The sequence below is a fragment of the Clostridium sp. ATCC BAA-442 genome, from assembly GCF_964239415.1.
GTDB classification, from domain to species: Bacteria; Bacillota; Clostridia; order Oscillospirales; family Oscillospiraceae; genus Flavonifractor; species Flavonifractor plautii.
The window spans coordinates 44,012-64,562 of sequence record NZ_CAXSQB010000007.1; the positions used below are offsets into that span (position 1 = coordinate 44,012).

The following is a 20,551-nucleotide window of genomic DNA, read 5'->3' on the forward strand; positions in this document are numbered from 1 at the left end:
GTCGCCGCGGGCATAGACGCCGGGGCGGCTGGTGGCCATGGTCTCCTCGTCCACCTGGAGGCAGCCCTTCCGGTTGGTCTCCAGGCCGGGGGTGGTGGAGCGGATCAGGGGGTTGGGGCTGGTGCCCAGGCTCATGACCACGGTGTCCACCTCCAGGGTGAAGTTGGAGCCCTCCACCACCTTGGGGGCGCGTCGTCCGCTCTCGTCGGGGGCCGTGAGGCGCATCTTCACGCACTCCAGGCCGCCCACCCGGCCTGTGCCGTCGTCCAGCACCTTCACCGGGTTGGTGAGGAGCATGAACTCGATGCCCTCCTCCTTGGCGTGGTGGACCTCCTCCTTCCGGGCGGGCATCTCCTCCTCATCCCGGCGGTAGAGCACGTAGACGTGCTCGGCCCCCATGCGCTTGGCGCAGCGGGCGGCGTCCATGGCCACGTTGCCGCCGCCGATGATGGCGGCGGAGCCGGAGATCTTCAGGGGGGTGTCGTACCCCTCCCGGTAGGCCTTCATCAGGTTGATGCGGGTCAGGTACTCGTTGGCGGAGTACACCCCCGCCAGGGTCTCGCCCTCGATGCCCATAAACATGGGCAGGCCCGCGCCGGAACCGATGAACACGGCCTCATAGCCCTCCTCAAACATTTCGTCAATGTCGAAGGTCTTGCCGATGACCATATCGGTCTCCAGATCCACGCCCAGGGCGGTGAGCTTGTCCACCTCGTTCTGCACGATGGCCTTGGGCAGGCGGAACTCGGGGATGCCGTACACCAGCACGCCGCCGGCGGTGTGGAAGGCCTCGAAGATGGTGACCTCGTAGCCGTGCTTGGCCAGATCGCTGGCGCAGGTCAGGCTGGCGGGGCCGGAGCCCACCACCGCCACCTTGATGCCATTGGTCTGGGGCTTCTGAGGCATGGCGTTGACGTTCTCCCGGTACCAATCGGCCACAAAGCGCTCCAGCCGACCGATGGCCACCGGCTCGCCCTTGATGGCCCGGACGCACCGGGCCTCACACTGGCTCTCCTGAGGGCAGACACGACCGCTGACGCTGGGCAGGGCGTTGGTGTCGGAGATAATATCATAAGCGGCCTGGAAGTCGCCCTCGGCCACTTTGGCGATAAACTCGGGGATGCGGATGTTGACCGGGCAGCCGCCCACGCAGGGCTTGTGCTTGCAGTTGAGGCAGCGGGCCGCCTCTTCCATAGCCATCTCCTTGGTGTAGCCCAGGGAGACCTCCTGGAAGTTGTGGTTGCGGACATTGGGCTCCTGTTCCGGCATGGGAACCTTCTTCAAACTCATATTCGGCATGGTATTCGGCTCCCTTCCTCAGTGATCCATCAGCTCATGGGCCAACTGGTCCATGCGGCAGGCGTGGCGCTCCTTCTCTTCGGCCTCCTGGGCGCGGTAGACGGAGTTGCGGTTCATCAGCTCGTCAAAGTCCACCTCATGGCCATCAAAGTCGGGGCCGTCCACGCAGGCGAACTTCATCTTGCCGCCCACGGTGACGCGGCAGCCGCCGCACATGCCGGTACCGTCGATCATGATGGGATTCAGGCTGACGATGGTCTTGATGCCATAGGGCTCGGTGGTCTTGGAGACAAACTTCATCATGGGGATAGGGCCGATGGCGATGACGGCGTCATAGTGGATGCCGGAATCGATCAGCTCCTTGAGCTTCACGGTGACAAAGCCCTGCTCGCCGTAACTGCCGTCATCGGTCATGATGTAGAGGTGGTCGCAGGCGGACTTGAACTCGTCCTCCAGAATCACAATGTCCTTAGAGCGGAAGCCGGCGATCACGTCCACCTCCAGCCCCTCAGCATGGCAGGTCTTGGCCTGGGGATAGGCGATGGCGCAGCCCACGCCTCCGCCCACCACGCAGACACGCTTTGCCCCCTCGGGCAGCTCTGTGGGCAGCCCCAGCGGACCGACAAAGTCCCGGATGGAGTCGCCTTCGTTCAGCTCGGCCAGCAGCTCGGTGGTCAGCCCCACCTTCTGGAAAATAATAGTGACCGTCCCCTTCTCGCGGTCATAGTCCGCGATGGTCAGCGGAATGCGCTCGCCCTGCTCGTCCAGGCGCAGGATGATGAACTGCCCCGCCTTCGCCTTCTTCGCGATCAGAGGCGCCTCCACCTCCAGCAGGGTAACGCTGGGGTTGAGTACTTTTTTATGTACGATTTTTACCATGTGACTTCAACCTCTTCTTCTCTACGGTCTGATCTAACTTACTAAATGGAAAGTGACGCCATACGTCAAAATAAGACTGGCCGGTTTAGAAATTCCTTACTGCCGCAAGGCTTTCCGGTTCCTCAGTCTTAACGCGATAACGATATCAGTTTTCTTTTACTTTGTCAAGACAGAATAAACGCCGCCGCATAATTTATACGGCAGCGTTCAGCCTGTTACCTCCGCTCAACCGGCCAGCGGAGGGTGATGGCAAACATATCCCCCTCCAGAGCGGCCTCCGCCCGGCAGTCCATCTGCCCGGCCAGCGCTTTGACAATGGCCAGGCCCAAGCCGGTGTTCCGGCCGGTGCGCATCTTGTCGGAGGTAAAGAAGCGGTCGAACACGTGGGGCACGTCCTCCGCAGTCAGGGCGTGGGTTTCGTTGGAAAACCGGCTGACCACCTGCCCGCCCTCCTGGTACAGACGGATTTCCATGCGCCCCTCTCCATGCTCCAGAGCGTTGCGGATCAGATTGGTGAAAATCCGCAGCACCGCCCCGGCGTCCGCCCACACCTGGGGCAGCCCCTCGGCCAACTCCACCTCCATGTCGAAGCCCCTGTCGGTGAAATCGTTGTAAAAGGCCGCCAGCAGACCGGACAGAGAGGCGTAGAGGTCCACCTTCTCCCGCTGGAGCAGGTACTCTCCCCCCTCTAGCCGTGAGAGATCATAAAAGCTGGTAATCAGGCTCTGGAGCGTCCTGGCCCGCCCCGCAATCACCGCCAGGTATTCCCGCCGCTCCCCCTCCGTCAGTCCGGGGTCCTCCAGAAGCTGGAGATAGCCCAGGATGGAGGTCAGGGGGGTGCGGAGGTCGTGGGAGACATTGGCGATCTGCTGGCGCAGGGCGCGCTCCCTCGCCTGGTAAGCGGCCCTGTCCGCCTGGCGCAGCTCCAGCAGGCGGTTCACCTCGTCCAGCAGCTCCTCCGCCGCGCTGTTGGGTACGGCCAGCCGTACGCGGGCGGTACTCCCCGTATCCTCCAGCGCCCGGAGCCGGTACGCGGCCTCCCGCAGGGAGCGCCGCTGGGCCCACACCCAAAAAGCCAGCCCCGCACAGAGCAGGGCCAGCAGTATACACATGATCAGCACGCGGAAACCTCCTCCCTAGCGAACGTCTCTCCGGCCAAACAGAAACAGCCCCAGCCCCGTGCTGGCCGCCATCCATCCCAGGCCGATGCCCCAGCACCAGAGCTGGTACTGGGCGGTGAACCAGCCATCCAGCAGCGCGGGCATCAGCAGCGAATAGGGCAGCACAACCGCAGTGAACAGGGTGAACGGCGCAGACGCCTCGTACACGCCGAACAACAGAATCGCCAGAAACACCAGCACCGGCTGTCCCATGAAAAACATCAGGTAATACCCGGCGGTCCAGGCGGCCGGACTGCGCACCGCCAGGGCCAACATATGGCACAGGGCAAACATGCCGCACCAGATAGGCAGGGCCCCGGCCAGGCAGAATCCCACCAGAGCCAGCCCTTCCAGGGCCTCCTCCGGCTCCCCCCGGGGCAGGAACAGCCACCCGCCGGCCAGGCTCCCTCCCACCAGCACCAGGCAGAAGGCCAGCCCCAACAGCAGGGCGGCGCACAGCTTTCCCCAATAGACCGTCCCCCGCCGCAGGCCGAAGGAGAGCTCATTTTTCAAGGTATCCGCCGTGCCGCCATCCACAAGTTGCACCAGCAGGGGCGCGGCCAGCATGCCCACCACCATGGTGACCGAAATCCCCTTCGCCAGGCTTGAAAAGCCGCCGTAGCTGTAGAGCATGAAAAACAGGGCCGTACACAGAAGCAACAGGGCCAGCAGGACATAGACGCCGCGCCGGTGGAGGACCTTCCACAGCTCCGCCTTAATATAGTTGAGCATGGACTCCCACCTTCCCCATTTATCGGATGTCCCGGCGGGCGAATAACGCCAGCCCTGCCGCTGCGGCCCCCAGGGTCCACAGCAGTCCTACGCCCCAGGTCCAGCCCAGCCAGGCCGGGCTCCAGAGAGGGACCTCCATCACGTCCATGGGCGCGGTGAGCAGCAGGTGATAGAGCATCTCCGCTCCGCGGGCCAGCCAGTCCACCCCGGTGCGCATTACCATGCGCAGGACAGAACTCAGGCCACCCAGGCACCCCAGCACCACCACCATCATGGGGATGGTATGGGCGAGATTGAACATGGCGGCCACCGTCAGGGAGAGGGCCCCCATCCAGAGGGGCAGGGCACCCAGCAGGCGGAAGAGGAAGGTCTGGATCTGAACCCAGTCTCCCACCGCTCCAGGGAGCAGTACCCGGCAGAGCACAGCATAGACCAGCAGGGTCAGGAAAGCCAGCAGAAGACCAATCCCTGCGGCGGTGACCAGCTTGCCCAGATAGATGCGCCTGCGGGGCAGGCCGAACGAGACTTCATTCTTCAGGGTATCATTCTTATATTGATCGGAAAAGACCTCGTCCGCCACGACCACCGCCAGATAGAGGCCCACCGTGAAAAAGGGGGTCAGCAGGGACAGGCTATCTCCGAAGCTGCCCTGAAACATGTCGCCGAGGCCGAACCGCCACAGGAGGGGCAGCCCGGCGGCCAGGGCCAGCAGGACCAGCAGGAATGCCCGGAAATAAGGGCGGGCCACCGCCCTGCCCCATTCCGCGGTCAGGTAGTGCTTCATGCGCTCCCCTCCCTACCGGATCTCTTTCCGGCGGAAGGCCAGCAGGCCCACTGCCGTGGCTGCCGCCAGCCACGCCAGCCCGGCGGCCCAGCACAGGCCCACGTAGTTCCACTGAAAGGCCATGTTTTTCAAATTCTCCAGCATGATCCCAGGCATAAACTGCCGCAGCACCTCAAATGCCGGGTGGAACAGGATTCCAAACGCCTGTAGAATGGCGGGCAATACCGCTAGCAGTCCTGCGGCCGTGAACGCGGCTATATTCGTGCCCCGCACCAGGAAATAGCAGGTATTCACCATGGCCTGGGCGGCCAGCCACAGGGGAAACGCCCCCGCCAGGCAGTAGCCGATGAGCTGCCAGGCCATGCCGTCCAGCTCCGTATGGGGGAACAGCACCCAACACAGCCCCAGATAGAAGCCCATCATGACCACTGCGGCAAGCACCGCGATGCCCGTAGACACGAGCAGCTTGCCCAGGTAGATACGCCCGCGGGACAGGCCGTAGGACACCTCATTTTTTAATGTATTGTTTTTATATTGCTCGGAGAATACGATATCTCCGGTCACAATCGTGGCGTACAGGCCAATGCTCAGCATGAAAGGCACCATGATGGCCGTGGAATAGAAGTCCACGTTGGAATTGCCCCACTTCCAGGTCGTCCAGTAACCCCACAGCAGCACCGCCTCCAGGCCCAGGCAGACGGCCAGGATGATATAGAAATATTTTCTGCGGAAGGTCTTGTAGCACTCGGCGGCCAGATAGTTACGCATGGCGGACACCCCCGATCATGGACAGGAAGTAGTCCTCCAGATTGGCACCCCGGCTCTCGATGCTTTGGAGCGCCACGCCCCCTTCCACCAGGGCCTGAGCGACCCGGTGGGGCGCGTCCAGACTGCTGTAGATACGCAGCAGATGGCCAGGCAGCACCTCGTAGTCGCGGATGCCCAGGCTCTGTTCCAGCACCAGGGCCGCGCGGGAGGCGTCGTCCACCCTGGCCTCAATACAGGCGCGGCACTTTTCCTCCAGCGCCCGGGCGGAAATCTGCTCCAGCATCATGCCGTTGTCCAGGAAGCCGTAGCAGGTGGCCAGATTGGCCAACTCCGACAGGATGTGGCTGGAGATCAGAATGGTGGTCTGCCGCTCCTGGTTGAGCCTGAGCAGCAGATTGCGGAACTCCACGATGCCCTCCGGGTCCAGTCCGTTGATCGGCTCGTCCAGCAGCAGGAGGTCCGGCCGGTTCATCAGCGCCAGGGCCAGCCCCAGCCGCTGCTTCATGCCCAGGGAGAAGTTCTTGAAGGTCTTCTTCCCCGTGCCCGCCAGATCCACCTCCTCCAGCACCTCGTCCACCACCCGCCGGCCTGGAATGCCCCGCTGGATGCGGTAGTACTCCAGGTTCTGCCGGGCGGTCAGGTAGGGATAGAAGCTGGGCGTCTCCACCATGGCCCCGGTGCGGGCCCGCATTTTGGACAGCTCCCGTTCCCCGGAGGCACCAAACAGGGAAACCTCCCCCTCCGTCGGTACCGTCTGGGCCGTCACCATCCGAATGATCGTGGTCTTGCCCGCGCCGTTGCGGCCCACCAGCCCATAAATCTGCCCCTTCTGGATGGACAGCTCCACATGGTCCACCGCCAGATGATTGCCATAGCGCTTGGTCAGCCCGCGGGTCACCAATATCTCATTTGCCATTTGGCATCCGCCTTTCTCATAGATCTTGATGCCAGTATAATGGAAAGGCCATAATCTGCCTTTAAGCAAAGGTGAAGAATTTCTTAACCGGAGCGACCGTGGGGCCGCATCACAGATCGCTCATTTTAAAGCCGATGCCCCACACCGTCTTGATATACTCGGCGGGGCTGGCCTTGGCCAGCTTAGCGCGCAGGTTAGAGATGTGAACGTTCACCGTATTGTCGTCCCCCATGTACTCCCCGCCCCACACCTGCTCGTAGAGCTGCTCCCGGGTAAACACCTTCTTGGGGTGCTCCATCAGCAGGGTCAGAATATCAAATTCCCGTGCGGTGACGGTGACGGGCTTACCTGCGGCGGTGACGGTGACGCCCTCCTGGTCCAGGGTCAGGTCTCCATGGGTGAGCACGGCGCTCCCGCCCCCGCCGGAGAACTGCTTGTAGCGCCTGAGCTGGGCTTCCACCCGGGCCAGCACCTCCGCGTTGTCGAAGGGCTTGGGGATGAAGTCGTCCGCCCCCAGCCGGAGCACGTTGACCCGGTCCTCCAGGCCCGCCTTGGCGGAGAGGACGATGATGGGCATGGTCTTCTTTTGGCGCATCTCGGCGATGAATTCCTCCCCTGTCAGGCCGGGGAGCATCAGATCCAGCAGCACCAGATCGTACTCGTATTGTCCGGCCCACAGGGCGGCCTCGCTGCCCGAAAAGGCCGGGCGGCAGGCATAGCCCGCCCCCTCCAGGATGCGGCAGAGCAGCTTGTTGATATCGGGGTCATCCTCGACCACCAGAATGTTGCAGATATCCATTCTATTTCACCCTCAGTTGTTTGGCCAGCTCCGGGTCCGGGTCCACTACGGCGGTCTGGTAGGTCGTGTAGACCACCATGCCCGGCCGGGCGCCGGCCGGCTTCTTGACGTACTTTACCGGCGTATAATCCACCGGCACCCGGCTTCCCTCTCCCGCCTGGGAGAAGGTGGCCGCCAGAATGGCCGCCTCGGTAAGACTCTGGGCGTCGGCCTCGCCCCCCTCCAGCCAGAGGATCACGTGGGAACCGTGGATCTTCTGGGTGTGGAGCCAGATATCGCTCTTGTAGGCCAGCTTGGTGGTGAGCTGATCGTTCTGGCTGTTGTTCTTGCCCACCGAGATGCGCAGTCCGGCAGAGGAGCGGAACTCCATGGGCTTTCCGCTCACCCTTTTCTGCCGCTTCGCCGCCGTCTTGCCCCGGCGGAGGTAGCCGGTCTCCACCAGCTCCTGGCGGATCTCCTGGAGATCCCGCTCCCCCTCCGCCAGGGACAGGTTTTCCAGGACGCTGTTCAGGTACTCCAGCTCCCGCGTCCCCTTTTCCAGTTGGATGGTGAGCATCTGTTCCGCCGTCTTGGCCTTGTTGTAGTCCTTATAGTACTTCGCCGCGTTCTGCTGGGGCGCCAGAAGGGGGTCCAGCCGGATCTCCACCTCCCGGCCCTCCGGGTCGTAGAAGTCCACCGCCCGCAATACCTCCATCCCCCGCTCCATGGCGTGGAGGTTGGAGGTGAGGATGTCCCCCAGCTCCCGCAGGCGCTCCCGATCCCTGGTAGCCTCCAGCTCCCGGGTCTGGTTGGCCAGCTTGCGGGCCGTGCGGTCCCGGGCGCTGGTCACCGCCTTGACCAGGTCCTGCCCCCGCTGGCGCACCCGGTCGGCCGCCTCCCGGCGCTCGTAAAACTCGTCCAGCATTTGGGAGAAGGAAGCCTGGGGCCGGCTTTCCGTCTCCGGGCCATACTGGAGGATGGGCAGAACGGTGAAATCCACCGGCTTGCCCTCCCGCACCAGCAGGTAAGGTGTAAGGCCATTTTCGTTTACATTGTTTTTGAGTTTCTCCAGCTCCGCCGCCAGCCGCTCCCGGTCGCCGCCGGCGCGGAAGGCCAGCTCCCGCGCCACCAGAGGCGACAGGCCGGTGAAGCTGTCCAGCAACAGCTTGTCCCACTCCTTGCCTAGGGGGTTCTCCAGCACCAGGCGCAGCTCCTCCGGCTCTATCGTAAAGGGATTCAGCTTGTCGGGCGCCGGCGGCTGGCGATAAAACAGGCCGGGCAGAAGCTGCCGCTGACCCCGGCCAAGGTCACCGTCCACCCGGCGGATGCAGTCGATGATGCGCCCCTCCCCGTCCAGCAGCAGGAGGTTGGCGCTGCGGCCCATGGCCTCCAGCACCAGGCGGCGCTCCACCCGGTCGCCCAGCTCGTCCAGGGTCTCCAGCCGGAATTCCAGAATCCGCTCCAGAGGCGGCTGGTTCAGCTCCAGAATCCGCGCCCCCTGGAGGTGTTTGCGCAGGAGCATGCAGAACATGGGAGGCTGCTCCGGGTTCTCCCGGTTTAGGGTGGTCAGGTTGGCCCGGGGATGGCCGGGGTTGGCGGAGAGGAGCAGGCGCACGTTCTCCCCCTGCCCCCGTACATAAAGCACCACCTCGTCCCGGGTGGGCTGGTAGAGCTTGTCAATCTTGCCTCCGGCCACGGCGGCACGGAGCTCCGCGGCCACCGCCGTGAGGCACAGTGCGTCTAACGGCATTCCTCTTCCTCCATGATCACAGCAAACAGTTGGTTGAGCCGCTCTGTGCGGCCCTGAAGCCACAGCCAGCCGAACAGGGCCTCCAGCCCGGTGGCGGACTGGTAATCCGCCCGGCTGGCGTTCTGGGGCACGCTGTGGGGGCTGGTATTGCGGCCCCGGCGGAACACGTCCCCCTCCTCCCCGGTGAGCAGGGGGAGAATCCGCTCCACCGCCCGGGCCTGGGCCGGGGCGGCCACATAGCGGACGGTGGCCCGGTGGAGGCCCTTGGAGGTGGCCTTGCCGTGGAGGCACAGCCAGGAGCGCACCATCAGCTCAAACACGCCGTCCCCCAGGTGGGCCAGCCCCAGGCTGCTGATGGCCCGTACGGTGTCGGGCGCGGCATTCAGATGGAAATAATCGGTCATAGGTATGTTCCTCATTTATCTCTCGAATAATAGGATAGTATAACGCAAATCCCCACAGAAAACAACAAGGAAAGGACGACCCGCCATGGATATGCACTATCCCTACCAACTTCCCCCGCTGCCCTATGCCTACGAGGCTCTCTCTCCCAACATCAGCGGCGACACGCTCCACTTTCACCATGACAAGCACTTTCAGACCTATGTGGACAACCTGAACACCGCCCTGGCCGACTGTCCCGAGTGTCAGTCCAAGCCGCTGGATGAGCTGCTCAAAAATCTGGACCGGCTGCCCGACCCCAAACGCACCGCTATCCGCAACAATGGCGGCGGGGTATACAACCATCTGCTCTACTTCGACGGCATGTGCGCCTGTCACAGCTCCCGCCCCTCCGGCGGGCTGGCCATGGCCATGGAGCGGGACTTCGGCTCTTTTGAGGGTTGGAAGGAACAGATGAAGGCCGCCGCTCTGGGCCAGTTCGGCTCCGGCTACGCCTGGCTGGTGAGCGAGACCTCGGGAAAGCTGTCCGTTATGAAGCTGCCCAACCAGGACTGCCCCCTGTCCATGGGACTGTGGCCGGTGCTCTGTCTGGACGTGTGGGAGCATGCCTACTATCTGGACTACCAGAACCGCCGGGCCGAATATGTGGACCGCTGGTTTGAGCGGGTCAACTGGCCCTTCGCCCAAGAGCGGTATGAGGGGTGCAGGCAATAAACAAGGAGCGCCGCCCTATTGGACGGCGCTCCTCGTTTACGTGCGCATCAGACGGGTCAGCACCTGTCTGCAAGGCCGGAACAGCACCAGCGCCATGGCGAAGTTTCCGGCGCAGTGGAGCAGATCGAAGGGGATGCCGCTTACCCACCAGGACAGGGCGAAGGCCCATCCTCCGGTGACCCAGTACACTAGGGCGCACAGCGCCCCGAAGCTGAGCCCGAAGGCCCCGGAGAGCACTGCCCAGCCAAGGGGAGACTCCATCTTCCGGAACAGCATTGCCAACACCACCAGCACCAGCCACACATAGGTATAGCAGAGGTTCCAAAAGCCAAGCCCCCAGATGAGGATCTCCATCATCACATAGACATAGACGGGGGCCAGGGCTTTCCAGCCCAGTACCGCAGTATAGACTAGGACAAGCAGAGAAACCGGCTCGATATTGGGCAGCCAGGCCAGGGCCAGCTTGGTCACCAGCAGCAGCGCGCCCAACAGGGCCAGGAGCACCAGCTCCCGCGCCCCCATGGGCCTGTGCTTACCCGAGGCCGTCATAGCCCACAGTAAAGGTCAATTCAAAGTGGTCTCCGTCGGCAATGGGGGTGCTGTCGGCGCTGCTGTTGACCATTTCTCCGCCCTTGGTCAGCTTCCACCACTCCTGTGCCCCCTCGTCCACGGTCTCGCCGTCCACGGTCAGCATATAGAGGCCGTAGGGGCCCTGGTTGTCCTCCACCACGCCCTCAGCCGTCAGGACCGCGCCCAGATAGGCCTCCCCGGTCTCCAGGGTGAACACCCGTTCCTCCCCGCCCTTATGCAAAACCTGAACGGTGATGGTCTTTTCCCCTGCCTCCCCCTTGGGCGTGACGGCTCGCCATACCAGCAGCAGGACGGCAGCGATCACCACCAGGGCGGCCACCGCCAGGATGGTCTTTTTCTTGCTCTGCAATGCTACTCCTCCTTTGGTCAAGTAGCGCCAGTTTACCACATTTTTCAACCAGTTTCAACTTTAAAAAGAGCCAGGCCGGTAAACGGCCTGGCTCCGTGGATTGGCTTTACTGGGGGCGCTGGTTGCTGAAACGGGTATAGGCAGTGCCGATCTGGCTGGCCGGGGCCTGCTCCACCTGATACCAGCCCTTCTGCTGCGCGGTCTGGAAGAGCTTGGTCTGGGTCTGGTGGCCCTGGTTGAGCAGCTTGAGAAATTCGTCTCGAAGCTGCACGTTGACACACTCCGAGGCGAAGGTGTCATAGTTGGCGCTCATCTTCTTTTCGGTCAGAATCAGGTCGGTGATCCGCTCCTGGTCGTTCATGGTCATTCCCTCCTTTTTATTTCAGGTAGCCAAGCAGACAATCATAGTTCTGCCGGTGCTGATCGGCATACTGCTGAAAGCAGGGCTTCAGATCTTCCTCGGTGCACTCCTGAGCTGCCTCCTGATACTTGCAATAGAGGGTCTTTTCAAAATTGAGCTGGTCGGACAGGGCGGTCAGCTCCTTGGTGGTTAGGTTCGCCATGGCGCGTCTCCTCCTTTGTTTGGTTTGCCCCAATAGTTTGCCCCGCCTGCGCCGGCTTATGCGGCAGCCGGGGACAGCCGCCGGACCAAAAGGGAAACACCGCATAAAATTCCCCATTCATCCGTTCCACGCGGGCAAAGCAAAACAGAGGCGTCAGCGGAAACGCCCGCGTCTCCGCATAGGGAAACGCCAGGGAAAACCCCTCCGGTTCCGGCCGGTACAGCGCCCGCCCCCCGCCAGCCGCCCGGGCCAGCAGGGGTTCCCCCATTCGCCGGGCCGGCGCCTCCTCCCAGTGCCAGCCCTCCGGGGGATGCGGACCGCCGGGCGAGCCCGCGGAAAAGGCCAGCTCCGCCCGGGCGCCTGTTGGCGGCCAGGCCCCCTGCCGCCGCAGCTCGTCCAGAGAGAGGGTGCGCCTCAGCTTCAGCCGGCCGTCCTCCGGCAGGAAGGTGCCCAGCAGGGCCCGGCCTCCCGTCCCGCAGAGGTAACCTTTATAGAGCCCCTTTCCGTCCTCGGGCAGCTCGGCCGCGCACCGCGCCCGGCCGCCGCTCTCCTCGACGGTCAGCCAGCCCTGTCCGCCGGCCAGTGAAAACCGCTCCACACAAGCGCCCCCCTTCTCCGCCCTTTCCTTCTATTCTATGCGGAGCAGGGGGTGAAATGCGCTGTAAAACGGTTGACAGGAGCGCGGACGCCTGCTATACTGTGTGCGACTTGAAAACGATTGGAGCTGGGAAGATGCGCAAATAACCCTTTCTTTGTTTGGAGTCCGACCGGCGGCCCGCGGGCCGTCTCTTTGTTGTGCTCCGGCAGAAGGGTTATGCTGTGCACTTCCCCTTATGGTACCCATTTTTCGGGACATGGGCGCGGAAGGCGAATCCTTCTGCGCCCATCTTTTGTATTTGAGGTGATCTATCATGGCTCTGATCGACATCCGGGATCTGACCTTTGCTTATCCCGGCAGCTACGACAACGTCTTTGAGCACCTGAGCCTGCAACTGGATACCCGCTGGCGGCTGGGTCTGGTGGGGCGCAACGGCCGGGGCAAGACCACCCTGCTGCGGCTGCTCCAGAGGCAATACGAATACGACGGCGCGATTTCCCTGCCGGTCCCCCTTGACTGCTTCCCCTCCCCGGTGTCCGCGCCGGAGCGGGACACCCTGACCATTCTGGAGGAGCAGGAGCCCGGACTGGAACTCTGGCGTATATACAAGGAGCTGGACACGCTGGAGGTGGATGCCGGGGTCCTGTTCCGCCCCTACTCCTCCCTCTCCGGCGGCGAGCAGGTCAAGGTGCTCCTGGCCGCCCTCTTTCTCCGTGAGGGGGCCTTCCTTCTGCTGGACGAGCCCACCAACCATCTGGATCTGGAGGGCCGCCGGGTGGTGAGCCGCTATCTCTCCCGCAAAAGCGGCTTCCTGCTGGTCTCCCATGACCGGGCATTTCTGGACGGCTGTGTGGACCACATCATGATCATCAACAAGCGGGACATCGAGGTGCGGCAGGGCAGCTTCTCGGCCTGGTGGCGGGACAAGCAGGCCCGGGACGACTGGGAGCGGGCAGAGAATGCCCGGCTGAAGCGGGAGATCGGACGGCTGGAGGATGCCGCACGCCGCACTGCTTCCTGGTCCGACCGGGTGGAGGCCGCCAAAAAGGGCTGCCGCAACTCCGGACTTCGCCCCGACCGCGGCTATCTCGGCCACAATGCGCAAAAGATGATGAGGCGCTCCAAGGCCGTGGAGGCCCGCCGGACGGAGGCGGCGGAGGCCAAGGCCGGGCTTCTGAAGAACATCGAACTGGCCGAGGCGCTGAAGCTCCGCCCCCTGGAGCACCCAAAGCGCTGTCTGCTGGAGGCCAGGGAGTTGGCACCCGACTACGGGGCGGGGCCCGTGTGCCGTCCTGTCTCCTTCACCGTGGAGCGGGGGGAACGGGTGGCTCTGGTGGGGCGGAACGGCTCTGGAAAGTCCAGCCTGCTCCGGCTGGCGCTGGGTGAGGAGATCCCCCACACGGGACTTTTCTCCCTTGCCTCGGGTCTGGTCGTCTCCTACGTGCCCCAGGACGCCTCCTTCCTGCGGGGCAGCCTGAGCCAATTCGCGCGGCGCTATGAACTGGACGAGACACAGTTCAAGACCATTCTCCGCAAGCTGGACTTCGCGCGGGTACAGTTTGAAAAGGATCTGTCCGATTATAGCGCCGGGCAAAAAAAGAAGGTGCTTCTTGCCCGCAGCCTGTGCCAAAGCGCCCACCTGTATGTGTGGGACGAGCCGCTGAACTATATTGATGTCTTCTCCCGGATGCAGCTTGAGGAGCTCCTGCGGGCCTGCCGTCCCGCCATGCTTCTCGTGGAGCATGACCAAGCCTTCCTGGAGGGACTGGCCGATAAGCGCGTCGAACTAGTTCCCGCCTGAACGACAGACGAACCGCAAACTGCGGTTCGTCTGTTTTTTGTTCCCGACCCTTGACAACACCATTCTATTGCGGTAGAATCCAATTGTATTCTATTGCAATAGAACAGCATAGAAAGGAGCTTACCGATGGAACTTAAGCTGTTTGACTCGGAGCGCAAGGTCATGGAGGTCCTCTGGGACCACGGCGATCTCAGCGCCAAGGAGCTAGCCGACCGCCTGAAGGAGCTGGTGGGCTGGAGCAAAACTACCACCTATACCGTGATCAAAAAGTGCATTGACAAAAAGGCGGTCTCCCGCAGTGAGCCCGGCTTTGTCTGCCACCCCCTGGTCAGCCGGGAGGAGGTGCGGGAACAGGAGACGGACGCCCTGATCGACCGGATGTACGGCGGCTCCGCCGACCTGCTGGTGGCCAATTTGCTGGGCAGCCGCAGGCTCTCCCCGGAGGAACTGGCCCGCCTCAAGCGGCGCATTGAAGAATTGGAGTGATTGTCATGCTGTCTCTGCTGGAACTGAGTCTCACCGGCGGCGTGTTCATCCTCGCCGTGGTTGTGGTACGGGCGCTGGCCATGAACCGGCTGCCCCGGCAGGCCTTTCTTCTGCTCTGGGCCGTGGCCCTGGCCCGCCTGCTTCTCCCCTTCTCCATTCCCTCCCCCACCAGCCTCTGCTCCGCCGCCGGACATCTGGGCGAGGGCTTCCGCCGGGCGGGCATCGTCACCGCCGGAGGCACAGATGCGGCGGGGGCCGCAGCGCAGGAGGCGGTCATCCCCTGGATGGCCCTGCTCTGGGCCGCGGGCGCTCTGGCCTGTGCCCTGTGCTTCCTGCTCCCCCACCTGCGGGGCCGCAGGGAGTGGAATGCCTCTCTGCCGGTGGAGGACCCCTTTGTCACCGCCTGGCTGGCCGGCCATCCCATCCGCCGGAAGGTACGGGTGCGCTGCTCCGACCGGGTGGACAGCCCCCTCACTTACGGTCTGCTCCGCCCCGTCATCCTCCTGCCCAAAACGCTGGACCGGAGCGACGTGTCCCGGCTGGCCTTCGTGCTCACCCATGAGATGGCCCACATACGCCGGTTTGACGCCCTCTCCAAGCTCCTGCTGGCGGCCGCCGCCTGCCTGCACTGGTTCAATCCCCTGGTGTGGGTGATGCTGGTCCTGGCCAACCGGGATCTGGAGCTCTCCTGCGACGCGGCCGTGGTGCGCCTCTACGGCGCGGAGGCCCGCGCCCCCTATGCCCGCACCCTGCTGGAGCTGGAGGCCAGGCGGTCCCGCTTCCTCCCCCTGTGCTCCGCTTTCAACAAAAACGCCCTGGAGGAGCGCATCGGCGCCATCATGCGCTCCCGCAAAACCTCCGCCGCGGCGCTGGCCGTGGCCCTGGTGCTGGTGGTGGCCCTCACCGCCGTGCTCGCCACCAACGCCCCCCGGGAAAGGCCGATCGCCTCCGCCTCCGGCCTGACCATCCGGGACAATGGAGTGGTGACGGCCTACCAGGAGGGCGTCTGGGACTCCTCCGGGGAACTCAAACCCGACCCGCAGACCGGCCACTATTACACGAAGGAGCAGTATGAACAGGTTGCCGCGCTGAAAACTGAGGGATACGAGTCCCTGTCCATCGCCGAATTCAACCGCACGCTCTACGCTGCGCTGAACGAGAGCGAGGCGCTGTCCGAGGCCTTTGGGCGGGTGCTGATGGACCTCCCCGAAACCGACCCTCTGGCCCCCTTCCTGGTCAACACCGCCCAGCCCTCCCTCAACGAGTACAACGCCCGGCTGAATGAGGTGTATTCGGGCCGGGCGGAGGACCCCACCTTCTCCGGCCAGCTCACCCGCACCGAGACCGCCAACGTATACGGCGACACGGTGGAGGTGGGATGGACCGAGGCAGGCTACTCCTTCACCTACCGGATTCTGGACCAGGACGGGCTGACCGTTGCCGAGCGCGACGCCTTCCTCCAGTCCATTCTCAAGGGTATGCAGGACTGCCTGGACGGCCTCTCCACAGAATCGCTGCGCGACGAGGGCAAGCTCAAGCAGACCCTGCAGGCCGAGCTGGACCGGCTGGGCGCGGCCGCCGCTACGGGGCAGATCGCGTATACCGGCGGCGCCGTGGAGGGCTGCTGGTCCGAGGCGGCCTATGACGGCTCGGGTACGCTTGTCACCCACGATCTGGTCGTGGAGGGCATGGCATGAGGAACCGGCTGGTCATTACCCTCTGCGCCGTGGTATCCCTGCTGGCCGGCACCGGCCTGCTCACCTTCTGGCTGGTTCGCTCCCTGGCTCCCGCCGCCGCGCTGAATTACACACCCTGGCCCCTCTCCCCCGAACCCTATACCCAGGCGGATCTGGACGAGGCCCTGGCCCTGCGCACCGAGGGATATGAGACCCAGTCCGTCGCAGCGTTCGACCGCGCTCTGGCGGATTGGACCAATGAGGCCGCCTTCCACGCCCGGGAGGAACGCATTCGCCGCCTGCTCTGCTCCTATGAGGAGGACGGACCCGAGGCCGAATTTGTCCTCGGCACCCTGGCCGCCGCCATGGGGGCCTGCTCCGCCCGGCACTACGGCGGCTACTGCACACAGATTACCCCGGCCTATGCAGACGCTGCCGCCTATACCCGGTCCGAGGACGTATTCGGCGACTCCTACGTGGTCTATGAGGCCTCCGCCTCCTACACTATCCGCTACCAGATGCCGGACGAGAGCAGGCTCACCGTGGGGGAGCGGGACCGGATTCTGACCCGCTACCGGGACGCAGTGCAGGCCTTTCTGGACGGCAAGGCGGAGGACGAGCTGTCGAAGGAGGAGGCCATGACCCGTGCCCTGAAGCGGGAGCTGAAACGGCTGGACCAGTCCCTGTCCACCCAGTGGATGGCGCTGGAGGGCACCCGGCTCAACGACTACTTCGCCTATGGCCCGGAGGGGGGCGAGACACCGTGAGGCTGTCCGCCCTCTCCCTCAAGCTCATCGCCATTGCCGCTATGGTGGTCGACCACGTCGCCTTCACCTTTGTCCCCTATGGGACGCCCCTGTGGACCGTCATGGACGCCGTCGGCAAGCTCACCGGCCCCATCATGTTCTATATGGCTGTCGAGGGCTTTCACCACACCAGGAGCATCCGGCGCTATCTGGCCAGGCTGGCGGTCTTTGCCGGCGTCAGTTACTTCCCCTTCCTCTATTTCTGCGCCATGGGTCAGCCGGAGCAGATGGACCCCCTGCGGCTGAATGTTATCTACACCATCTTCCTGGGGGTACTGGCCGTCTGGGTGCGCCGCCGCCCCTGGCCCGCACCCCTCCGGGCCGTCCTGCTCCTCCTGCTGGCCTGCCTGAGCATCCCCGGCGACTGGGGCATCTGGGGCTTCAGCATCATCGTCGTGCTGGACTTCTATTACGGCGACTTCCGCAATCAGGCCTTCGGCTACACACTGGTCGTCCTGTTTGCCGTCAATACCGTCAGCCTGCTCACCGGTCCGGCCTATGACCTGCTCTATCTGGGAGGCCTGTCCAGTCCGGCGGACTACCTGCTGGGGGTGGAAAACCTGGGCATGTTCCTCCCCCTGCTCCTCCTCCGGTATTACGACGGTACCCGCGGTACTGACCGGCCCTGGGGCAAGTGGCTGTTCTACCTCTTTTACCCCGCCCACCTTCTGCTGCTCGGCCTGCTGGCCCATATTCTCCTTTAGAAAGGAAGTTTTCCCCTTGTCCCACCGGAACACACGCATCTTGTCCGGCTGCGCCGCCCTGCTGTTCTGCGCCGGGCTCTCCGGCTGCCGGTCCGTGCCGGCCTCCCGGCCCTCCGCCTCCCCTGACCCTGCGGCCCACCTGCTTGGCCTGACCGCTGAACAGCGGATGGAGGATTACGAGTACCTCTGGTCTACCCTGCGGGACAGCTATCCCTGCTGGGGTATTCTGGAGCGCGAGGGCGTTGAGGTGGAGCGCATCTACACCATCTACCGGGAGATGGTGGCGGAAAGCGACAGCGACGCGGACTTTTACAGCGCCATTTACAGCGCCCTCTACCTTCTGGGCACCAACGGACATCTAAGCATAATCGAGCCGGATGCCTATTTCTCCGATTACCTCCCTGCCGCCGGCCAGTACCGCCGGGAGGGAAAAACGCACTGGGCGGAAGTGCTGGACAGCACGGACACTCAGACCAGGTACCGGAAGCTCCTGGCCCTGGAGCAGGCCGCCAATGGGACGGACGCGGAGTCCTCCATCCCCGGCTCCGGCGGTGATACACCCAACCTGACCACGCTTCTCCTTCCGGGCGGGGCGGCTGGATACCTTAAAATCGACCGCTTCCCCGCCGACTATACTTCCGATGCCGCGGCGCTGGAGGCGTTCTACCTCCAGTGCGCCGGTTGTACCGACCTGATTCTGGATCTGACCGACAACAGCGGCGGCAGTGAGCTCTACTGGGAGCAGCTTCTGGTGGCCCCCCACATTGACCACCCCCTGTCCAGCCGGCACTTGGCCCTGGTGCGGCGGAGCGCCAACAACAACCCTTATCTGGACGAGGCCTTCTCCCCCTCCGCCTTCCGCCCCCTCTCCACTCTGCCGGAGCTGCTCGGGCTGGATGCCGCGGACCGTGCCCTGGCCACCGATGTGCTTACCGTCTCCCATACCGTGGAACCGGCGGCAAAGCCGAGTCCCTTCCGCGGACGCATCTGGGTGCTGGTAGATGAATCGGTCTACTCCGCCTCCGAATCCTTCGTCCTGTTCTGCCAACAGACCGGCTTTGCCACCCTGGTAGGCCGCACAACCGGCGGCGACGGGATTGGCGCTATGGATCCGGTCTACCTTCAGCTCCCGAACAGCGGTATCCTGATTCAATATACCGTCCCATTTGGGCTAAACCCTGACGGCAGCAGCAATGAGGAAATGGGAACCACCCCCGATCTGGTCTCCCCGGCGGAGGAGCCGCCGCTCATTACCGCCCTCCGGGCCATTAGGGAGGCATAATAACAAAAGAACGGGCGGCACAATTCCGTGCCGCCCGAGCAGCCAGTCAAAAAGTCTTTTCGACTGGCTGCCGGACTTTTTGAACCTTCTAAAAAAGTTCAAAAAGTCGTTTGATCCCACGCGAAAGGGAACCCTGACGGTTCCCTTTCACACTTTCCCTCCCTCCGAACTCTTTGACATACAGCTTTACCGCCTATCTCTAATCCCCGGCGCGGTGCGCCGGGGATTTTTCATCTGATTTTAAGAATGCCTTTAGGACGCTTTTATCTGGGTGTGATAAGCTGGTACCATCAAAAGGAGGACTGATTCCATGGTTACGCTGTTCACACTGGGCATCATCTGTCTGGCCGCTGTGATTCTCATTCCCGTCATCCTGTTTCTGGTGGGCCTGCCCTTCCTGCTGCTCATGGGCCTGCTGCCCTGGCTGCTGCGCATCGCGGGCGTGGTGCTGCTCATCAAGGCCCTGCTCGACAAGCCCACCCGCTGGGAAAACTTCATGCCCGCCGTCGTGGCCTTTGCCCTGTCCCTGCTCATCGGCTGGATCTTCTGAGCGCCGGGCGGCCCCTACCCGTCCAGCGGCTCGGCCCGCAGGGCCGCCCCGGAGCCGGTAACACCGTAAAAGGCGTACTCGTCCGGCCGCAGGGCGGAGGCGGCCAGGGCGGCGCGCACCGCCGCCCCGTCCTCCGGCCGGAAGCGCACGGCGATGCCGCAGCCCAGGGAGATCTCCCGCAGCACCGGCATGGTGAGCACATCCGCCACCGGCCGCAGCACCTTCTGGGCGTAGATGGCCCCGTAGGTGGAGGTGAAGGTGATCACGCCGTAGTCCATTACAGGGAGACCACCTTGGCCGCCCGCTGCATGCGGGTGACGATGTCGTACATGTTGCTCACCGTGCCCACCTGGAGCTGGTCGGTGAGGCCATAGAAGCTGAGGCAGGTGCCGCACACCAGGATCTCGACGCCCGCATCGGCCAGGGACTTCAGGTGGGCGGGAATCTGCTCGTCCAGGGTGGGCAAGCGCACGCCGGCGTTCATGAAGAGCACCGCGCCAGGCTTGTCCTCCCCCTGGGCCAGAGTGTAGAAGAACATGCGCATCAGGTTGGCGCCCAGCTCCCGGTCGCCGTCCCCGATGATATCCCGGCCCACAAACACGGCCCAGTCGCCGCCGGGGGCGGGCAGGGGAGCGCTCACCGCCTCCTCACAGGCGGCGCAGCCGGTACGGGTGAAGGCCACGGAAAACACCCCCTCCCCCTGGGTGACGGCGGCTCCGAACCCCTGGTTGCCCGCCAGGCGCTTGAGGTTTTCCACCGCCGTGGTGTTGTCCACCAGCACGGTGAAGGAATGTTCCCCGGCGGCCATGGCCTGCTTGGCCAGGATGACCGGGGTGGGGCAGGGCTTGCCCTTGGCGTCGATAATCGTAGACACGGGCTCACATCCTTTCTCATTGGTGAGCCCATTATACCGCCGGAGAGGGCAAATTGTAAAGAATTCTTGAAGAATGCGGAAGGCGGACG

At 63.7% G+C, this 20,551-nt stretch carries 25 protein-coding genes; 8 read left to right on the forward strand and 17 right to left on the reverse strand.

Going from position 1 to position 20,551, the window contains the following annotated elements:
- From gltA to ACESY8_RS04885, 10 genes are all read right to left on the reverse strand, one after another.
- A partial coding sequence (gene gltA, locus ACESY8_RS04840; protein ID WP_498794651.1) for an NADPH-dependent glutamate synthase occupies positions 1–1,299 on the reverse strand: 1,299 nt, incomplete at its 3' end.
- Positions 1,300–1,317: 18 nt separating this feature from the next.
- Positions 1,318–2,178, reverse strand: coding sequence for a sulfide/dihydroorotate dehydrogenase-like FAD/NAD-binding protein (locus tag ACESY8_RS04845; RefSeq protein WP_007489861.1), 861 nt, complete (start codon positions 2,176–2,178; stop codon positions 1,318–1,320).
- Positions 2,179–2,393: 215 nt separating this feature from the next.
- A complete protein-coding gene (locus ACESY8_RS04850) occupies positions 2,394–3,290 on the reverse strand; it encodes a sensor histidine kinase (protein WP_207753704.1) in 897 nt (298 codons plus the stop codon).
- A 24-nt stretch (positions 3,291–3,314) separates the two neighbouring features.
- Positions 3,315–4,070 carry an ABC transporter permease subunit gene (locus ACESY8_RS04855; RefSeq protein WP_054338294.1) on the reverse strand — a complete coding sequence of 252 codons (756 nt, stop codon included), beginning with the start codon at positions 4,068–4,070 and terminating at the stop codon, positions 3,315–3,317.
- A 19-nt stretch (positions 4,071–4,089) separates the two neighbouring features.
- Positions 4,090–4,854: an ABC transporter permease gene (locus ACESY8_RS04860; protein ID WP_054338293.1), complete on the reverse strand. Its 765-nt coding sequence runs from the start codon at positions 4,852–4,854 to the stop codon at positions 4,090–4,092.
- A 12-nt stretch (positions 4,855–4,866) separates the two neighbouring features.
- Positions 4,867–5,622 (reverse strand): ABC transporter permease, encoded by a 756-nt coding sequence (locus tag ACESY8_RS04865; protein WP_009256973.1) that lies wholly within the window; start codon positions 5,620–5,622, stop codon positions 4,867–4,869.
- Complete coding sequence (locus ACESY8_RS04870; RefSeq protein ID WP_009256974.1) at positions 5,615–6,538, reverse strand: ABC transporter ATP-binding protein; 924 nt, start codon at positions 6,536–6,538, stop codon at positions 5,615–5,617. The genes ACESY8_RS04865 and ACESY8_RS04870 overlap by 8 nt, the downstream gene beginning before the upstream one ends.
- A 109-nt stretch (positions 6,539–6,647) precedes the next feature.
- Positions 6,648–7,337 carry a response regulator transcription factor gene (locus tag ACESY8_RS04875; RefSeq protein WP_054338292.1) on the reverse strand — a complete coding sequence of 230 codons (690 nt, stop codon included), beginning with the start codon at positions 7,335–7,337 and terminating at the stop codon, positions 6,648–6,650.
- Between the two features lies 1 nt (position 7,338).
- Positions 7,339–9,066 (reverse strand): Rqc2 family fibronectin-binding protein, encoded by a 1,728-nt coding sequence (locus tag ACESY8_RS04880; RefSeq protein ID WP_009256976.1) that lies wholly within the window; start codon positions 9,064–9,066, stop codon positions 7,339–7,341.
- Positions 9,057–9,470, reverse strand: coding sequence for a Mini-ribonuclease 3 (locus ACESY8_RS04885; RefSeq protein ID WP_054338291.1), 414 nt, complete (start codon positions 9,468–9,470; stop codon positions 9,057–9,059). Before ACESY8_RS04885 ends, ACESY8_RS04880 begins: the two co-directional genes overlap by 10 nt.
- A gap of 85 nt (positions 9,471–9,555) precedes the next feature.
- Here ACESY8_RS04885 and ACESY8_RS04890 point away from each other — a divergent pair, with 85 nt between their 5' ends.
- Positions 9,556–10,182, forward strand: a complete 627-nt coding sequence (locus ACESY8_RS04890) for a superoxide dismutase (protein WP_009256977.1) — start codon at positions 9,556–9,558, stop codon at positions 10,180–10,182.
- 36 nt (positions 10,183–10,218) lie between these two features.
- On the opposite strand, the gene ACESY8_RS04895 is transcribed toward ACESY8_RS04890, so the two are convergent.
- From ACESY8_RS04895 to ACESY8_RS04915, 5 genes are all read right to left on the reverse strand, one after another.
- Positions 10,219–10,704, reverse strand: a complete 486-nt coding sequence (locus tag ACESY8_RS04895) for a hypothetical protein (RefSeq protein WP_024724166.1) — start codon at positions 10,702–10,704, stop codon at positions 10,219–10,221.
- 10 nt (positions 10,705–10,714) lie between these two features.
- Positions 10,715–11,122, reverse strand: coding sequence for a DUF4430 domain-containing protein (locus ACESY8_RS04900; protein WP_007489847.1), 408 nt, complete (start codon positions 11,120–11,122; stop codon positions 10,715–10,717).
- Positions 11,123–11,228: 106 nt separating this feature from the next.
- Positions 11,229–11,483: a spore coat protein gene (locus ACESY8_RS04905; protein ID WP_009256978.1), complete on the reverse strand. Its 255-nt coding sequence runs from the start codon at positions 11,481–11,483 to the stop codon at positions 11,229–11,231.
- 16 nt (positions 11,484–11,499) lie between these two features.
- Positions 11,500–11,685 (reverse strand): ferritin family protein, encoded by a 186-nt coding sequence (locus tag ACESY8_RS04910; RefSeq protein WP_009256979.1) that lies wholly within the window; start codon positions 11,683–11,685, stop codon positions 11,500–11,502.
- On the reverse strand, positions 11,630–12,283 hold the full coding sequence (locus tag ACESY8_RS04915) for a hypothetical protein (RefSeq protein WP_021632547.1): 654 nt from the start codon (positions 12,281–12,283) through the stop codon (positions 11,630–11,632). Before ACESY8_RS04915 ends, ACESY8_RS04910 begins: the two co-directional genes overlap by 56 nt.
- Before the next feature lie 313 nt (positions 12,284–12,596).
- Between ACESY8_RS04915 and abc-f the strand changes: the two genes are divergently transcribed.
- From abc-f to ACESY8_RS04950, 7 genes are all read left to right on the forward strand, one after another.
- Positions 12,597–14,084: a ribosomal protection-like ABC-F family protein gene (gene abc-f / locus ACESY8_RS04920; RefSeq protein ID WP_434307671.1), complete on the forward strand. Its 1,488-nt coding sequence runs from the start codon at positions 12,597–12,599 to the stop codon at positions 14,082–14,084.
- Positions 14,085–14,210: 126 nt separating this feature from the next.
- On the forward strand, positions 14,211–14,570 hold the full coding sequence (locus ACESY8_RS04925; protein ID WP_007489839.1) for a BlaI/MecI/CopY family transcriptional regulator: 360 nt from the start codon (positions 14,211–14,213) through the stop codon (positions 14,568–14,570).
- 5 nt (positions 14,571–14,575) lie between these two features.
- Entirely contained in the window at positions 14,576–16,267 is a 1,692-nt protein-coding gene (locus ACESY8_RS04930; protein WP_498794652.1) for a M56 family metallopeptidase, read from the forward strand.
- A complete protein-coding gene (locus tag ACESY8_RS04935) occupies positions 16,264–17,013 on the forward strand; it encodes a hypothetical protein (protein WP_054338290.1) in 750 nt (249 codons plus the stop codon). Before ACESY8_RS04930 ends, ACESY8_RS04935 begins: the two co-directional genes overlap by 4 nt.
- Positions 17,010–17,756 (forward strand): TraX family protein, encoded by a 747-nt coding sequence (locus tag ACESY8_RS04940; RefSeq protein WP_044940411.1) that lies wholly within the window; start codon positions 17,010–17,012, stop codon positions 17,754–17,756. Before ACESY8_RS04935 ends, ACESY8_RS04940 begins: the two co-directional genes overlap by 4 nt.
- Positions 17,757–17,772: 16 nt before the next feature.
- Positions 17,773–19,038 (forward strand): S41 family peptidase, encoded by a 1,266-nt coding sequence (locus ACESY8_RS04945; RefSeq protein ID WP_434307673.1) that lies wholly within the window; start codon positions 17,773–17,775, stop codon positions 19,036–19,038.
- Positions 19,039–19,348: 310 nt separating this feature from the next.
- Positions 19,349–19,588: a hypothetical protein gene (locus ACESY8_RS04950; protein ID WP_007489874.1), complete on the forward strand. Its 240-nt coding sequence runs from the start codon at positions 19,349–19,351 to the stop codon at positions 19,586–19,588.
- A gap of 14 nt (positions 19,589–19,602) precedes the next feature.
- Here ACESY8_RS04950 and ACESY8_RS04955 read toward each other — a convergent pair whose 3' ends face one another.
- Positions 19,603–19,866, reverse strand: a complete 264-nt coding sequence (locus ACESY8_RS04955; protein WP_007489875.1) for a putative Se/S carrier protein — start codon at positions 19,864–19,866, stop codon at positions 19,603–19,605.
- Positions 19,866–20,462 (reverse strand): sulfurtransferase-like selenium metabolism protein YedF, encoded by a 597-nt coding sequence (yedF, locus tag ACESY8_RS04960; RefSeq protein ID WP_054338844.1) that lies wholly within the window; start codon positions 20,460–20,462, stop codon positions 19,866–19,868. The genes ACESY8_RS04955 and yedF overlap by 1 nt, the downstream gene beginning before the upstream one ends.
- Positions 20,463–20,551: the final 89 nt, after the last annotated feature.

Coding starts and splice junctions, on each gene's coding strand:
- ACESY8_RS04890 (WP_009256977.1), top strand. CDS start 9,556: ATGGATATGCACTATCCCTACCAACTTCCCCCGCTGCCCTATGCCTAC.
- ACESY8_RS04925 (WP_007489839.1), top strand. CDS start 14,211: ATGGAACTTAAGCTGTTTGACTCGGAGCGCAAGGTCATGGAGGTCCTC.
- ACESY8_RS04950 (WP_007489874.1), top strand. CDS start 19,349: ATGGTTACGCTGTTCACACTGGGCATCATCTGTCTGGCCGCTGTGATT.
- ACESY8_RS04870 (WP_009256974.1), bottom strand. CDS start 6,538: ATGGCAAATGAGATATTGGTGACCCGCGGGCTGACCAAGCGCTATGGC.
- ACESY8_RS04850 (WP_207753704.1), bottom strand. CDS start 3,290: ATGTGTATACTGCTGGCCCTGCTCTGTGCGGGGCTGGCTTTTTGGGTG.
- ACESY8_RS04930 (WP_498794652.1), top strand. CDS start 14,576: ATGCTGTCTCTGCTGGAACTGAGTCTCACCGGCGGCGTGTTCATCCTC.
- ACESY8_RS04905 (WP_009256978.1), bottom strand. CDS start 11,483: ATGAACGACCAGGAGCGGATCACCGACCTGATTCTGACCGAAAAGAAG.
- ACESY8_RS04955 (WP_007489875.1), bottom strand. CDS start 19,866: ATGGACTACGGCGTGATCACCTTCACCTCCACCTACGGGGCCATCTAC.
- ACESY8_RS04855 (WP_054338294.1), bottom strand. CDS start 4,070: ATGCTCAACTATATTAAGGCGGAGCTGTGGAAGGTCCTCCACCGGCGC.
- ACESY8_RS04860 (WP_054338293.1), bottom strand. CDS start 4,854: ATGAAGCACTACCTGACCGCGGAATGGGGCAGGGCGGTGGCCCGCCCT.
- ACESY8_RS04845 (WP_007489861.1), bottom strand. CDS start 2,178: ATGGTAAAAATCGTACATAAAAAAGTACTCAACCCCAGCGTTACCCTG.
- ACESY8_RS04875 (WP_054338292.1), bottom strand. CDS start 7,337: ATGGATATCTGCAACATTCTGGTGGTCGAGGATGACCCCGATATCAAC.
- ACESY8_RS04935 (WP_054338290.1), top strand. CDS start 16,264: ATGAGGAACCGGCTGGTCATTACCCTCTGCGCCGTGGTATCCCTGCTG.
- ACESY8_RS04865 (WP_009256973.1), bottom strand. CDS start 5,622: ATGCGTAACTATCTGGCCGCCGAGTGCTACAAGACCTTCCGCAGAAAA.
- abc-f (WP_434307671.1), top strand. CDS start 12,597: ATGGCTCTGATCGACATCCGGGATCTGACCTTTGCTTATCCCGGCAGC.
- ACESY8_RS04895 (WP_024724166.1), bottom strand. CDS start 10,704: ATGGGGGCGCGGGAGCTGGTGCTCCTGGCCCTGTTGGGCGCGCTGCTG.
- ACESY8_RS04885 (WP_054338291.1), bottom strand. CDS start 9,470: ATGACCGATTATTTCCATCTGAATGCCGCGCCCGACACCGTACGGGCC.
- ACESY8_RS04880 (WP_009256976.1), bottom strand. CDS start 9,066: ATGCCGTTAGACGCACTGTGCCTCACGGCGGTGGCCGCGGAGCTCCGT.
- ACESY8_RS04910 (WP_009256979.1), bottom strand. CDS start 11,685: ATGGCGAACCTAACCACCAAGGAGCTGACCGCCCTGTCCGACCAGCTC.